The organism is Ammoniphilus oxalaticus (genome assembly GCF_003609605.1).
GTDB classification, from domain to species: Bacteria; Bacillota; Bacilli; order Aneurinibacillales; family RAOX-1; genus Ammoniphilus; species Ammoniphilus oxalaticus.
The window spans coordinates 109,595-122,938 of record NZ_MCHY01000001.1; the positions used below are offsets into that span (position 1 = coordinate 109,595).

The following is a 13,344-nucleotide window of genomic DNA, read 5'->3' on the forward strand; positions in this document are numbered from 1 at the left end:
TATCGACAGGGTTTGAACACCTAGGGTCTAAACCCAAGATTCCCTTTATCGAATCCAAAAGTGTGAAATAAGTAAAATCCGATATTCAATATGGGTAATGGAAAAGAAAAAGTATTGCGCATGATTACCTCCTGTAACTTCACTCAAATAAGGGATCGACCCCTTCTTTGATTTCAAGAGTCAATGATTATAAGTTTAATGTTTCACTTCAAAACTAATAAGCGTTAATTTTTCTTGGTAGATTACTCAACCGTCCGAAAATCCGTACTACTTGTTAGAGTACGGATTTTTTATGTGAAAAATACTTCTCCAATTTAATTCTTAGTCTCGAGACATCCTTATCTATATTCTAGTAAGCTTTCATTTTTTGTGAGTGGCTACCTTCGCTAACCAAATAAACAATAACGATCGCAGAGATAATCGTTATTATAAGAGCAAGGTAAGACAAAACAAAATTCACCTTTCATTTGTAGTAAGGAATTAGTTGACACCTTTGAATTACATATGTAATACTAACCTTAACACGCATCATTTACAAGTGTAAATCTTGAGAGGGTGAATACACATGAGTATGCCAAATATATCGGAATCTGAATGGGAAATTATGAAGGTGATTTGGAGGAACCATCCGATCACGGCAAATCAGATTACGGAACTATTGCCAGAAGATATTGGATGGAGCGATCAAACCGTGCGGACTTTCATTAACAGGCTCATGAAGAAAAAGGCCATTGGTTTTGAGCGAGAGGGAAGAAGCTACAATTATTATCCGTTGGTGTCAGAAGAAGAATGCGTTAAGTCGGAAAGTAATTCCTTTTTAAAAAGGGTGTTTGATGGAGCGACACATTTGATGATGACCAATTTTATTGAACATGCCGATTTATCGGACCAAGAAATAGAGCAATTGAAAAAAGCGCTGCTTGAAAAGCAAGACCAGGGACAGAAGAAACGAAGCGATGAGTAGCTGATTGGCAGCATACAGAAAGGACGGTGAGGTGTGCATTATTTACAGCTATTATTTTTATGGGTAGTGGAGTCAAGTCTCGCAGCCAGTGTTGTCATACTTTTGGTTTTAGCGGTTCAAACGATTTTTAGGCGGTATATTAGTCCGCGGCTGTCTCATCTTTTATGGTTGATTGTATTAATACGGTTGCTTGTTCCCGTTTTTCCAGATAGTCCAGTAAGTATTTTCAATCTGTTTTCGAATGGGCAAAACGTGTCCGAATCAGGGATGGTGATCCGTCCATTTACTAATATTGGAATGAATCATTTTCAAGCGCTGGACAAGCAACCTGTTCCGCTCAATCCGTCTATTCCTGAAAAGTTCCCGTCTTTGGAAACTAATGAGGCCTCAATGTCGTTGACAGCTGTTGGTTTGAAGTTGTTCTCAGCTGTGTGGTTTCTTGGAACGCTCGTGTTATCGGTATACTTGGGTCTGGTATTGTGGAAGACGAGTCGACAACGTAGATTATACGATCGGGTCACAGATTCAGACATTATTTCGATCGTTACACAGTGTCGAGAGAAACTAGGAATTAAGCAAAGTGTTCCCGTCTATACGGGAAAATATAAGAAAAGTCCGTATCTTTCAGGGCTCATCGATCCGTGGATCTATCTGCCTGAAGAATTGAACAACCAGCTGGGCGCCAATCAGTTGACACATATTATCTTCCACGAGTTAGCCCACCTTAAGAGGAAAGATATGATGTGGAATCTAATCGGGGGATTGGTGTTAACGATTCATTGGTTTAATCCCCTAGTGTGGGTATGTTTAAAACAAATGAGGGATAACAGGGAGATCGCTTGCGATGCCTATACGTTGGAGATTCTTGGTGAAACTGAGGCGGTGCCTTACGGGATGACAATGATTGAGTGTCTACAGTATTACTCATCAAAGGAAAGAACATTAAGTCCACTACATTTTTCCAACAATCTGAACCACATGAAGAGGAGAATAAACATGATTAAACGGTTTAAAAAGGGATCGTATCGACTGTCTGCCCTAGCCATCGTCACGGCGCTTATCATTGGCGGAGCGACATTAACGAATGCGGGCACTACGAAAAATGAAGATCAATTACTATTTGGAGCAACAATTTTTGGCGGTGGTCAGTATGCTAACTTAGAAAAGGGAGTTAAGGTATCAGGATTTAAATATAAGGTCCCGGCAATCCTACCCGAAGGATATAAGTTCGATCATATAATAGCTCGTCCCCCAATAGAGCTATATAGTCAAGAAGGCAATGTATCTATCCGATTCTCAAAGCGTGATGCAACGGGTGAGATTGGGAGTTTTCATTTTTCTGCAATCCTTGACGGACCTGGAATAGAAGCCGCTTATGCTAAGGTTAAAAAAGGTGATGAAAGAGCAAGGGAAATCGTGGAAGAACCACTGATTGCGCGCGGATTAGATGGGATCAAGGTGACATCCTACATATACGACTGGGAAAAGCTGACCTATATTTGGAAGGATCAAGGCATTCAATATCAACTAGAGAGTAGCGCAGAGTTAGCCGATCAAGACATGCTAGTAATGATCCACTCGATGAAGTACCCTGATAAGGAGATGTTCGAAGCTTCTATAAATCCTTATATGATCACTGAAAATATCTATGATACAGATGATTTACGCCGCGCATCGGAATCCATCGGTATAAATCTCAAGTTCCCAGTACAAGGTCCTGGGAAGTTTAAGGCGGTAACTGCTGATGAATCCAAGAAAATTAACTTCAGTTACCCAGTTGATGAAGACGATTATTGGAGCAAGGCGCTTGTTATAAATTATAGAAAAACAAAGGGTGAACCCGGATTTTTATTTAAACAGATTGAAAATAATAATATCTTTGAAATGATAGAAGCTGAAGGGGAGGTTTCATTTATCCGAATGGACATGGAAAAGAATACAATACCAGTATTTTCAATTGAAGTTAATGGAAAAAAGGTATTGGTTACAGAAAAATACCATGCTGATGGAATGTTAGCCACTTCACCACCGTATAAGACCAGCTATTTTTGGAAAGAAAACAATGTTTGTTATCAGCTTGAATCTTACCAAGATGATATGGCAGACGAGGAAATCGTGAGCTTTTTCATGAATGCTGACTATATGGATATAAAGAATCTACACTAAAGTGAATAAAGCGGCTTTTCCTTTTGTAGGATGAAGTCGCTCTTTTTAATTATTTGTTAAAACCTACATATTTTAGGGTTCCATAAATAATTTGCAATCTCTTTTTATCCCTTCATAAATTTCCATCCAATTTCCAATTATAGTAGGTGTCGGGTTCATTAATATTTATTGTTCTTTTATTAATTATTATTTCATTATTGTCTTTCCATCCAATAGAAATTTCATCGATTGCCGGATATAACCAATATATTGTATCATCATGAAACTCCTTTTTCTCGGTTAAAGAAGTTACAGAGACCCTATATTGATGACCAACTGTAGCGCCACCTTTATTTATGAGAAATGAATCAGCTCGGTAGTTGCCATCAGGAGAAACATAAGATTTTTGAAAATTCCCGCTACCATTGAGTTCCCAAAGTTTTGTTTGCATAAATGAATCTAGAATAAAGAATAAGGAGATCAGCGCGGTAATAGTAATCGTTGCCATTACTAATAAGACTTTTCTGATTTTTACTTCCCCCTTTTCTCTTTCCTATTTTATTTAGAATGTGCAATGGTAGAGTTTTGGCGTGATAAAACCATATTTTGCGCGCGGATTTAAACAGAAAACCAAAGCTGCTAAGTTCCCCTTTTTCAAACCGGTAGATGAGTTCGATTTTAATCGGTTACAACAAATTTCTAGCGCAACGATATGGGAATTAGCTTCCATTGAATGTTATAAGAAAACGATGTATCTGTAAAGATGAGCCTTCGATCTTTCAGGCGCACCTTTTTAACCTTAAGTGGCCTACGATTCTTTCAGCGTTTTACTTCAACTGGTCTAGTATTTTACAAGGTGACTGGTCTACTATTTTCTGATCAGCTGGCCTACTTTTTTATTGACACTCGCAGATCAAAGCCACTGAAGGGATTATCCATTCATTGTTAAATAAAGGATATAAATTTGTCACAGTTAATGAACTTCAGGAATCGGAAGTTAAATAGTATTAAGTAAGCGGTAAATTTTCGGACCGCGTAAAATAAATTTACAGCATTCCCTTATTCTTCTTCCCAAGCCTTTTGAAAACGCTGGAAAACTCAGTGAGATTAAGGGATTGGGAGTTTTTTTATGTGTTGGTTATCCTGAAATAGTTGGGTAAAATACTAAAATACCTTCTGTATAATAACGGCATGCCGAAAGGCTTGCTCCTTTATTATACAGAAGGTATAACAATAGAAAGCTTGTCACTCGGATAAATAATGGCAAGTATAATTCTATGTCTATAATTATATCCACGCCGATGTGAATGAGCGGTTATTTGTCTTTGCTTTTACGATCGAGATCTGCGTTTAGACAAACGCCGAGTGGTTGTTTCTCTGGATTCGATAATTCCGTGCGGAACCCTGTTTTTAGAACTATTTTAGCAGTTGCTTTATCATGATATTCGTTACAGGAAAGACAGTAAAATATAGCGACCACATCCCTTGAGTATTATTTACTATTACTTCATAGTATAAATTGTTTCCCTATAAAGAACACCGAAATTGATATTGCGGTTTACCACAAAGATATAGGTAAGATTGAATTGCTTTAAGAAAGGACTGAATTATGACGATTGAAACAATTTATGCGGAGATGCGAAATGGGATAGATGAACAATTGTTGGGCGTCTAAGAGAATACACATTGAAATTTATAATGATTGAATCTTTACCCGTAAGTAAGGAAAGGCAAGAGAAATTAAACAATTATATTTATTTATCTAGAGTGGACCGCAATCGAATTGTGGTATACCACCGAATAGATACGTGTTTACTGGGGTGATTATAGGTATAATTAGGTATAAAGGTATATCATAAAAAGGGGATATGTGAAGGGTGTTCCAGTCTATTATTGAATATTTATTGCGAAAACCTGATGTAATTTAACAGGTGAAAGAGGGGGGACAGCTAGTCTAGTCGGACTATCAGATGTTGAACAACAGGCGCTTGTGGGAGCGCCTATCACTTCCATGAAATATTGGCCATAGTTGTATACTATAGTCATGACAAAATGCGCTGAAATATGCCTATAGGAGAGATAGCATGAAATCGGTTAAAAGCCACCATCTGTTTTTATTTCTATTGTTCTCCGTGGTAATCGTGTCTAGTTATTTAATCATAGTCACATTAAAAACGCCTTTCATCGGTTTGGAAGTAGGGCGAAATACGTTAAACGAGTGGGAAATTACGCATGTGACTGAAATTAGTTGGGCGCAGGAAAAGGGGATTGCCGTTGGGGATCTCGTAACCTCGATTAATGGCGCATTGCCGAACCATCACCCCACGGTTAAACAATATAGTAACATTGAAAATATAAAGGAAATGGGTGTGGTAAGAAATGGAGAACTATATAGATATGAAGTAGATCGCGTGTTCATTCCTAGTCTGTTTACTTATCATACTCTGTTCCCGACGATAGCAGTGTTCCTCTCGTTGTCTTGTTCTTTATTTTTATACTTTAGGAAGAAAAACGATCTAGCGGCGTTAATGCTTGGTCTATTTTTGTGCGTAGCGAGCATCGGTTACCTAAGCGCGGGCGGTTCTGCTCGAGGGGATTTTATTGCAAGGACTATAAATAGCATAACTTTTTTGCAAACGCCCGTTATATTTTCCCACTTTTTATATCATTATTTTAAAAGATTTAATATTTTTCTTATATCCAAGCGGTTAATACACTTTCTCTATCTTTTAAACGTGGTCATCGTATTAATTAGCGCCAGTTTCATGATAGGTGAATTCGGGCATCTTTTTGTAATTGCTAGAGTGGTTTTTCTGCTCGTTTTCTCGATCAATCTCGTTCTTTGCTTAACAGTTATTTCGATGGGATATATTCGGTACAAAAAAACAGTCTACGAATCCGTTTTTAAGTTATTAATTAGCGGGTTATCTTTGGTCTTTTTACCCTTCATTTTATTGGCTGCTATCCCAGAAATAATTTGGGGGCAAACGTTCGTATCGGGAGAATTAGCTGCTATTTTACTATTAATCCTCCCGGTGTTTTTGACCTATCTCGTCGTAGCCAATCGGCTGCTGGATATTAATTTTGTGACGAGTCGACTACAACATTATGCGGTCATCGCCCTCTTGCCGACACTGATGTTCATTTTTTTGCTTCATTTCATTCTACTCGAAGCGACTTTTGGGCAAAGGTTCCAATCGGTAGTGATCATTTATTTTGGTCTGATTTTTACTTTTTATATGAAGGAAAGACTAGACTATCTAATTTATCCGAAACTTTTTAAAAAGTTTAGCTATCTTCAGGCAAACTTAGATCGTTTTGCCCATGACATTGGAAAGGTGATGACGATATCTGAACTCGAACATAGAATCTTGGAAGAGGTCAAAGACGTGCTTCCGATCAAATCGAGCGCTCTTTTTTCCATACATAAAAGGGATCACTCCGTTCTGTTAAGGAAGGGTGCTGAGGATAATCAGATCGAATCTATTAAGAAGACGATCCTAAACGAAGTGGATAAATTTAAGGTTGGTTATCGAATGTCTTTTAAAGACGGCATGCTTATTACGATTGGGCAAAATATTCAGGAATATTATATCCTCTGGATTGGGGTTAAACAAAATTATGTGGATTTTAATCAGGATGAGAAAAGTTGGCTGAAAGCGATGGCGCATTATACGGGGATCGTCTATGAAAATTTGCATTTAACTCATCTGAAATTACAAGAAATACAAGAGTCAATGCATAGTCAGTCAGCTCCGCCATGGATCTTAAGGCTTATTTTTAATTTATCGGAAAAGGAAAGGCGGAATTTCGCGGCGGATTTACATGATTCTGTGCTTCAAGATCAATTATTGTGGTTTCGTAAACTAAAAGATGCTTTAAGGGACCCAACAATGCCGTGTGAAATAAGACAGAAATTAAAAGAGATAAAGGAGGGTTTTTTAGATGTAATCTACCAAATACGTGAAACCTGTAATAATTTAAGGCCCCCTTTTTTGGCAGAAAGAGGGTTAGTATCCGCTTTACAGGATTTATTTGAAATTGTCCACCTTCGCTCCGACTATGTCATTTATTTTGACGCCGATCCCGTGCTCGGTCTCGATGATGAACAAACACTAGCCATTTACCGTATTATTCAGGAACTATTAACCAATGCAACAAAACATGCAATAGCCACCCAGGTGCGCATCACGATAGAAAATAAAGGCGGGGATCTGAACTTGAGATATGAAGATAATGGAATCGGTTTCGAGTTGGGCAAGTTACAGCGTTCGACCGATCATATGGGTTTAACAGGGATTTCGGATCGGGTTTTAAGTTTTGATGGAAAAATTAATTTACACTCTTCGCATGGAGAAGGTTTGAGTGTCGAGCTTACGATCCCACTGGCGAATAAGCATAAAGAATTGATTGCGCAGGGTGAATCATATGATTAAGATTTTACTCGTAGATGATCACCCTTCCGTTGGCGCGGGGACAAAAGCAATGATTGAGCAAGAAGAAGATATGGTTGTGACGGTAACGAATGCCAGTATAAATGTTTTGGAAATGGTGGGGCGGACACCATTTGATATTTTTTTATTCGATTTAAACATGCCTGGGATCAATGGATTAGAATTAACGAGACGGGTAATGGCGATCCATTCGGATACACCCGTTGTGATCTATACAGGTCACGACATTGCTCCCCATTTTAATCTCCTTGTTGAAGCGGGAATTGCCGGGTTTATAAGTAAGACGGCATCACAAGAACAACTTATAACCGCCTTGCGTTGCGTCATAAGGGGGGAGAGCATTATACCAACCTCGCTTTTTAGGCAATTGAGAAGAAAAGAAGTTCAGGTAGCAACCGAAGAGGGTAACGGAAGCATAGCGGAAATTTCAATTAATGAAAGAGAACAGAGGATTCTACTGGAAATAGCGAAGGGGAAAGGAAACAGAGAAGTGGCCGAAACCTTATCCTTAAGCCAACGGACCGTAGAGTATAACCTCACAGGCATTTTTGAAAAATTAGGTGTGCGTTCTAGAGCAGAGGCGATTGCTAAAGCGAGGCAGTTTGGCGTTATTCCTAACGAACCTTTGCTTGATATACAGTAGTTTCAAATCAGGTCGAGTGAAAGGGGGGTAATGCATAGTAGACAAGTCTAGCATGCATTACCCCTATTTTAATGATCCCTTACCTTAAAGTACCCGATGGATTGATCCAATCGCGCTACCATTTCATTCATTTTATCAGCATTGGCGGCAAGTTCATCGTAGGATGCGGATTGTTCCTCAACAGAAGCTGTCACTTCTTCTGTAGAAGCGGCATTTTGTTGAATAACAGATGTGATTTCCTCGGCGGCAAAATTTGTTTGCTCGGTACTGCTCCTTAGATCCAGCACAAATTCACGAACTTTCTGAATGTTTACACGAGTCTCTGCCGCTTGCTGAACAATCTTTTCAAGCGATTCCGTTCCTTTATTCATCCGCTGTTCTTGTTCGGTCACGGCTAATTGGTTTTGGCGAATATGCTCCACCGTTTGCGTTGTTTGAAGTTGAATGTTTGTAATTAAATCCGTAACTTGATCGGTAGCCCGGTTAGTGTGCTCGGAAAGTTTACGTATTTCATCCGCAACAACCGCAAATCCTCTACCGTGCTCACCCGCGCGCGCCGCTTCGATCGAAGCGTTCAAAGAAAGTAGATTTGTTTGTGACGCAATATCTTCAATGACCTTCACGATTTGACCGACTTCCTTCGATTGTTCGCCAAGTTGTTGAATAAATTCGACGGCTGTCGTGATCCCCTGTGACAAGGTATTGAGTTGTTCCATGGCTTCTTGAATCGATCTTCTTCCCTCATTCGCTTCATCGCTTGATGAGTTTGCGCTTTTTTGAGACTGTTCGATTTGAGCGACTGCCTCCCGCATTTGCATGATGATGCGTTGACTCAATTTAAGTATTCCCGTTGCTTTTGTTGCTTGATTGTCGGATCCAATCGCAATTTCATTCATAGCGTATGAAATTTGACCTGAAACTTCTTTGTTTTGCTGTGTTGTTTGGGCTATATAGTGACTATTTTCAGAAACGTGGAGCGTCAGTGTCTTCAACTGCAAGATCATCTCTTCGAGACGACTACGCATTTTTTCAAACGTTTGCGCGAGTTTCCCAATTTCATCTTTCGAGTGGACCCTTATTTCATGCGTTAAATCCCCATTGGCAATCGACTCGCTGCTGACCATCAACTCCGATAAAGGACGGGTGATCGATCGACTGATGATGATGAAAAAACCAAGTGTAATCAAGGTCACAATGATATAGACGGTGATAGAAAAGGTGGTCATTTTGTTGATGTCTGTAATAAGCTGGTGTTCTTCGTTATGGATTCGCTCAAGCGCTCCCGCGCGGAAAACATCAATTTTTTCATTGATATCTTCGGCAAACTGGTCAAAGTCACCCATAATTTGATTGCCGCCTGCTGGACCCTCCGCTATATAAGCGTTTGCCATCCTTTTTCCCATCTCGTAATAAGCATTAAATGAAGTCTCAAATGAAGAAAGTTGCTCCTCCTGTTTCGGATCGATTCTTTTTAAATCTGCAATCGTCCGTTTAAAGTTAAGGGCATGTACCTCAGCCAATTCAAAGCCGTCATCAAAACCGGATAATGCCTGTGTGGCAGAAATATCCGTTAAAAATTGTTGGACCTGAACAACATCCAATTTCAAGTCATCCGCTTTAAAAGCGACCTCGATTGACGTGTCTTTGAGATTGGTTACCGTTTGACCATAACCATTGATCTTAGCTATGAGAAAAAAACCGAAAATAACAAAAACTAAAATAATAACTAAAAACGATGACAACAACTTGGACCTGATCGACAATTGTCAAATTCCCCCTTGTCCCTATCATATTTAAATTAACAGAAACTACCCCTTCATTTAATTATCGGCAGCTATATAAACCTGTTAAATCGTTTTTAACATTTTTAATGAACTTTATGTGAAAAGTTGGCGGGGGGGGGCGCAAACAAATTTAGCTTCACGCATCGATCAGAGGAATGGGGCAATCGGGCCCCGACAGCGGATAAGGCGCCATCCTGTGGATATAGGCGACTTGTCCTTTTTAGGAAGAAAGACGCGCCTGGGTCATGGCGCTGACCTTCTTTTTTGTATGTTAGAATCTTCTTATTTAATTTACTTCTCGCAAATATGCTGGTTGGAATGCTTCCAAATAGGTTTAAAGAGAGAATATATATTTATCGATTTACGATAAATATATATTGCTATTCAGTAATACTGTATTATAAATCCTACTATAACAAAATGAGGTGCTTTATGAAACGGGGGACAATCACTTTTTTAAAGTTAGCGGTTTTTATTATTTGGATAGCGGTTCTCACGATGTGCATCTACTGGTTGCCATGGTTGGGTCGAACAACAGTTGAGATGTATCCGGGGTATGCTCATTTAAGATTACCTATTCTATTTGGGCTGTATGTTACAGTGATTCCATTTACCATTGCGCTATATCAAGCTTTTAAACTACTGAATTATATAGAAAGTAAAAACGCTTTTTCAGATTTAGCCATTGTTTCGTTGCGATCGATTAAGAACTGCGCGATCATCATTTCCGCGTTATACATAGTGGGGGTCGTTTTTCTCATTATCGAAAATGCGATGCATCCTGGCGTTGCCATGATAGGATTCTCAATCCTATTTGCGTCTCTAACAATCTCGTTTTTTGCGGCAGTTCTACAGGAACTATTGAGAAGCGCATTCGAAATAAAAACAGAAAATGATTTGACGATTTGAGGTGGTTACATGGCGATTATAATTAATATCGATGTGATGCTTGCGAAGCGAAAAATGAGCGTGACGGAACTTTCGGAACGGGTTGGCATCACGATGGCTAACATCTCTATATTAAAAAATGGTAAGGCAAAGGCCATCAGACTGTCAACTTTAGAGGCCATTTGTAAAGCATTAGATTGTCAGCCTGGTGATATTTTGGAATATAGGAGTGACGCTTAAGATGACACTTTTTTTATTAGTTGGATTCATTATCGTACTTATTTTACTTTTTAATAAAAGGCTCGTATTTAAGTTGGTCCGCTCCGATTCTACTTTCGTTGGAAAGTTATCAGGGGCGGATTGGTTTCAAAACCCATGGAAAAGTGGCACTTTTTTATTCGTATCAAACGCTTTGCTGTTTAGTTTAACACTGTTGCTTATTTATGTTACTGGACTTTTAGAAATCCCTTTTATACACCTGTTTGTCATGATTGCAGCCGTTTTATCGAGCTTATATTTGTGGATTGTCATACATAAATCATGGAGAGGCGGGCGAAAGGAGCGGCTTCTTCAAGGATTCGTCGGTAGCAGCTTTTATGGCGTGCTTGCGCTAATTTTCATTTTCATGATCTTTAACATGGAGCCTGAAACGCCTTACAACGATAACTTCATGCAATTCATTGGCTTAGTTATGGGTATTTTTGTTGCTGTTGTCGCTTTTATAACCTGTTTTTGTATCACGAGTTTGACGGGGAAGAAACAACTATAAGCGGGCGAATTCAAGGGAAGTGGTTCCGAGCGAACGAGAGAAAATGATATGAAAATAATAAAGGGTATCATACTGTTTCTGTTTATAGTCGCTTTCATTTGTTTTTTAAAATTCTACACATTCCATACTGACTTATCCGAGGAAAATATGAATGGATTAAATCTTGGGGAAAAATATTTCCCCTTGATAAATGGAGATACATTACATAACATTGATACTTTTTACCCGAATAATCACGTAAATCATAAGTATAAAAGCGGATTAGAATTACTTGTCGATAAAGAACTCTATATTAAAAGAATTTGGTTACAGGGTCCAAGTATAGGTTACATAACGTCGAAAGGTGTATCAATTGGAAATAATCGAAGCAAGGTTATAGATTTATATGGCAAAAACTTTTATATGAGACATGAACAAGGCGCGGATATTATAGGCTACATAGATAGAAAAAGGAATTCAAAAATAGAATTTTGGACAAGCGAAAATATCGTCCACAGTATCCGCTATGATAAAAGAAATCTATATTAGACACCTTGTCATTTGCTCGTGACCCAAATGTTGTTGTCTAAAGCGCTTAAACAGCCCTACCCACCTGAGCGACTTTGTGGATCGGAGGGTAGCAGTCCATTATTATAACTTCAAACTTTCTTCACAGTTATAAGTTAGCCTAGAACGATACAGAAGTATGTTCCGCAAAGGAGGAGCGTGGTTCACTAAGAAAAAAGCTCACCGAGTGCTTGTTATAGATGATGAAGCGCCAATGAGAAAGTTGTTGGAAGTGTATTTGCGAGACAGCCTGTACGATGTTCTAACCGCATCAGGTGGGGATCAGGCTGTGGATATGTTGAAAAAGGGCTCATTTGATTTGGTGTTATTAGATATTATGATGCCATATAAGGATGGTTGGGCAGTCTGTCGAGAAATTCGATCTTTTAGTGATATTCCCATTATTATGTTAACGGCTCGGGATCAGACGGTTGATAAGGTGAAAGGGCTCAAATTAGGGGCGGATGATTACATTACGAAACCCTTTGAGGAAATGGAGTTATTGGCTCGAATTGAAGCGTTATTTAGGAGGTCTGAACCAAAAGGACCGACCGAACCCCAATCACAGTCCCATGGAATTACGATTGATCCCACAACCCATTCTGTTTTTGCGAATGGACAACCGATCGAACTCACGCCAAAGGAATTTGAATTATTGTATACTTTTCTTACGAATAAGGGGCGCGTCTATAATCGTGAACTATTATTAGAGATGATCTGGGATTTGGATTATGAGGGGGATCTACGCACGGTCGATACCCATGTTAAGAATTTACGGGAAAAATTAAGGAAACATGGGTTGGATGCCAATTCAATTATTAAAACGGTGTGGGGAGTAGGGTATAAAGGACAATAGAAAAAGCCTCATTTATATGAGGCTCTTTTATAAATGCTACCATCTAATTCTGCTAACGAAGCAATTCGTTTCTTTTATCCCTATATTCTTCTTCGGTAATTTCCCCTTTGGCAAATCGTTCGCGTAGAATCTGAAGGGCGGGATCTTCTTTTTTACCTCCATTAATCCAACGAATAAACAGATAGATTCCTCCTAGGAGAAGGCCCCATTGTAAAAGCATCCAATAAAACATGCTAAAACCATGTACACCCATATTATTCATCATATGCATCATGGCTTCTGCGCCCCCTTTAGT

12 protein-coding genes are annotated in these 13,344 nt (G+C 39.0%); 9 read left to right on the forward strand and 3 right to left on the reverse strand.

The features are described 5' to 3' along the window. Window positions 1–565: 565 nt before the first annotated feature. Both BEP19_RS00590 and BEP19_RS00595 read left to right on the forward strand, forming a co-directional pair. Window positions 566–964: a BlaI/MecI/CopY family transcriptional regulator gene (locus BEP19_RS00590; RefSeq protein WP_120187922.1), complete on the forward strand. Its 399-nt coding sequence runs from the start codon at window positions 566–568 to the stop codon at window positions 962–964. Window positions 965–997: 33 nt separating this feature from the next. After that, a complete protein-coding gene (locus BEP19_RS00595) occupies window positions 998–3,130 on the forward strand; it encodes a M56 family metallopeptidase (protein WP_120187923.1) in 2,133 nt (710 codons plus the stop codon). A gap of 112 nt (window positions 3,131–3,242) precedes the next feature. Here the strand turns inward: BEP19_RS00595 and BEP19_RS00600 are convergent, their stop codons facing one another. Next, window positions 3,243–3,617 (reverse strand): DUF5412 family protein, encoded by a 375-nt coding sequence (locus BEP19_RS00600; RefSeq protein WP_120187924.1) that lies wholly within the window; start codon window positions 3,615–3,617, stop codon window positions 3,243–3,245. Between the two features lie 1,576 nt (window positions 3,618–5,193). On the opposite strand from BEP19_RS00600, the gene BEP19_RS00605 reads away from it, so the two are divergent. Together BEP19_RS00605 and BEP19_RS00610 are read left to right on the forward strand one after the other, a co-directional pair. Further along, on the forward strand, window positions 5,194–7,545 hold the full coding sequence (locus tag BEP19_RS00605; RefSeq protein WP_120187925.1) for a sensor histidine kinase: 2,352 nt from the start codon (window positions 5,194–5,196) through the stop codon (window positions 7,543–7,545). Continuing rightward, window positions 7,538–8,206, forward strand: a complete 669-nt coding sequence (locus BEP19_RS00610; RefSeq protein ID WP_120187926.1) for a response regulator transcription factor — start codon at window positions 7,538–7,540, stop codon at window positions 8,204–8,206. Before BEP19_RS00605 ends, BEP19_RS00610 begins: the two co-directional genes overlap by 8 nt. Before the next feature lie 68 nt (window positions 8,207–8,274). On the opposite strand, the gene BEP19_RS00615 is transcribed toward BEP19_RS00610, so the two are convergent. Then, window positions 8,275–9,969 carry a methyl-accepting chemotaxis protein gene (locus BEP19_RS00615; protein ID WP_120187927.1) on the reverse strand — a complete coding sequence of 565 codons (1,695 nt, stop codon included), beginning with the start codon at window positions 9,967–9,969 and terminating at the stop codon, window positions 8,275–8,277. Window positions 9,970–10,422: 453 nt separating this feature from the next. Here BEP19_RS00615 and BEP19_RS00620 point away from each other — a divergent pair, with 453 nt between their 5' ends. The 5 genes from BEP19_RS00620 to BEP19_RS00640 all read left to right on the forward strand — a co-directional run bounded on the left by BEP19_RS00620 (window position 10,423) and on the right by BEP19_RS00640 (window position 13,049). After that, the gene (locus BEP19_RS00620) at window positions 10,423–10,899 is read left to right on the forward strand and encodes a DUF2975 domain-containing protein (RefSeq protein ID WP_120187928.1); all 477 of its coding nucleotides are present in this window, start codon (window positions 10,423–10,425) and stop codon (window positions 10,897–10,899) included. Between the two features lie 9 nt (window positions 10,900–10,908). Next, the gene (locus tag BEP19_RS00625; protein ID WP_120187929.1) at window positions 10,909–11,118 is read left to right on the forward strand and encodes a helix-turn-helix domain-containing protein; all 210 of its coding nucleotides are present in this window, start codon (window positions 10,909–10,911) and stop codon (window positions 11,116–11,118) included. A 1-nt stretch (window position 11,119) separates the two neighbouring features. After that, on the forward strand, window positions 11,120–11,647 hold the full coding sequence (locus tag BEP19_RS00630; RefSeq protein ID WP_120187930.1) for a hypothetical protein: 528 nt from the start codon (window positions 11,120–11,122) through the stop codon (window positions 11,645–11,647). A 147-nt stretch (window positions 11,648–11,794) separates the two neighbouring features. Continuing rightward, on the forward strand, window positions 11,795–12,175 hold the full coding sequence (locus BEP19_RS00635) for a hypothetical protein (protein ID WP_147393751.1): 381 nt from the start codon (window positions 11,795–11,797) through the stop codon (window positions 12,173–12,175). Between the two features lie 157 nt (window positions 12,176–12,332). Then, complete coding sequence (locus BEP19_RS00640) at window positions 12,333–13,049, forward strand: response regulator transcription factor (RefSeq protein WP_120187932.1); 717 nt, start codon at window positions 12,333–12,335, stop codon at window positions 13,047–13,049. Between the two features lie 52 nt (window positions 13,050–13,101). Here the strand turns inward: BEP19_RS00640 and BEP19_RS00645 are convergent, their stop codons facing one another. Beyond that, entirely contained in the window at window positions 13,102–13,323 is a 222-nt protein-coding gene (locus tag BEP19_RS00645; RefSeq protein ID WP_120187933.1) for an SHOCT domain-containing protein, read from the reverse strand. Window positions 13,324–13,344: the final 21 nt, after the last annotated feature.

Coding starts and splice junctions, on each gene's coding strand:
- BEP19_RS00600 (WP_120187924.1), bottom strand. CDS start 3,617: ATGGCAACGATTACTATTACCGCGCTGATCTCCTTATTCTTTATTCTA.
- BEP19_RS00620 (WP_120187928.1), top strand. CDS start 10,423: ATGAAACGGGGGACAATCACTTTTTTAAAGTTAGCGGTTTTTATTATT.
- BEP19_RS00635 (WP_147393751.1), top strand. CDS start 11,795: ATGAATGGATTAAATCTTGGGGAAAAATATTTCCCCTTGATAAATGGA.
- BEP19_RS00610 (WP_120187926.1), top strand. CDS start 7,538: ATGATTAAGATTTTACTCGTAGATGATCACCCTTCCGTTGGCGCGGGG.
- BEP19_RS00625 (WP_120187929.1), top strand. CDS start 10,909: ATGGCGATTATAATTAATATCGATGTGATGCTTGCGAAGCGAAAAATG.
- BEP19_RS00590 (WP_120187922.1), top strand. CDS start 566: ATGAGTATGCCAAATATATCGGAATCTGAATGGGAAATTATGAAGGTG.
- BEP19_RS00640 (WP_120187932.1), top strand. CDS start 12,333: ATGTTCCGCAAAGGAGGAGCGTGGTTCACTAAGAAAAAAGCTCACCGA.
- BEP19_RS00605 (WP_120187925.1), top strand. CDS start 5,194: ATGAAATCGGTTAAAAGCCACCATCTGTTTTTATTTCTATTGTTCTCC.
- BEP19_RS00645 (WP_120187933.1), bottom strand. CDS start 13,323: ATGATGCATATGATGAATAATATGGGTGTACATGGTTTTAGCATGTTT.
- BEP19_RS00630 (WP_120187930.1), top strand. CDS start 11,120: ATGACACTTTTTTTATTAGTTGGATTCATTATCGTACTTATTTTACTT.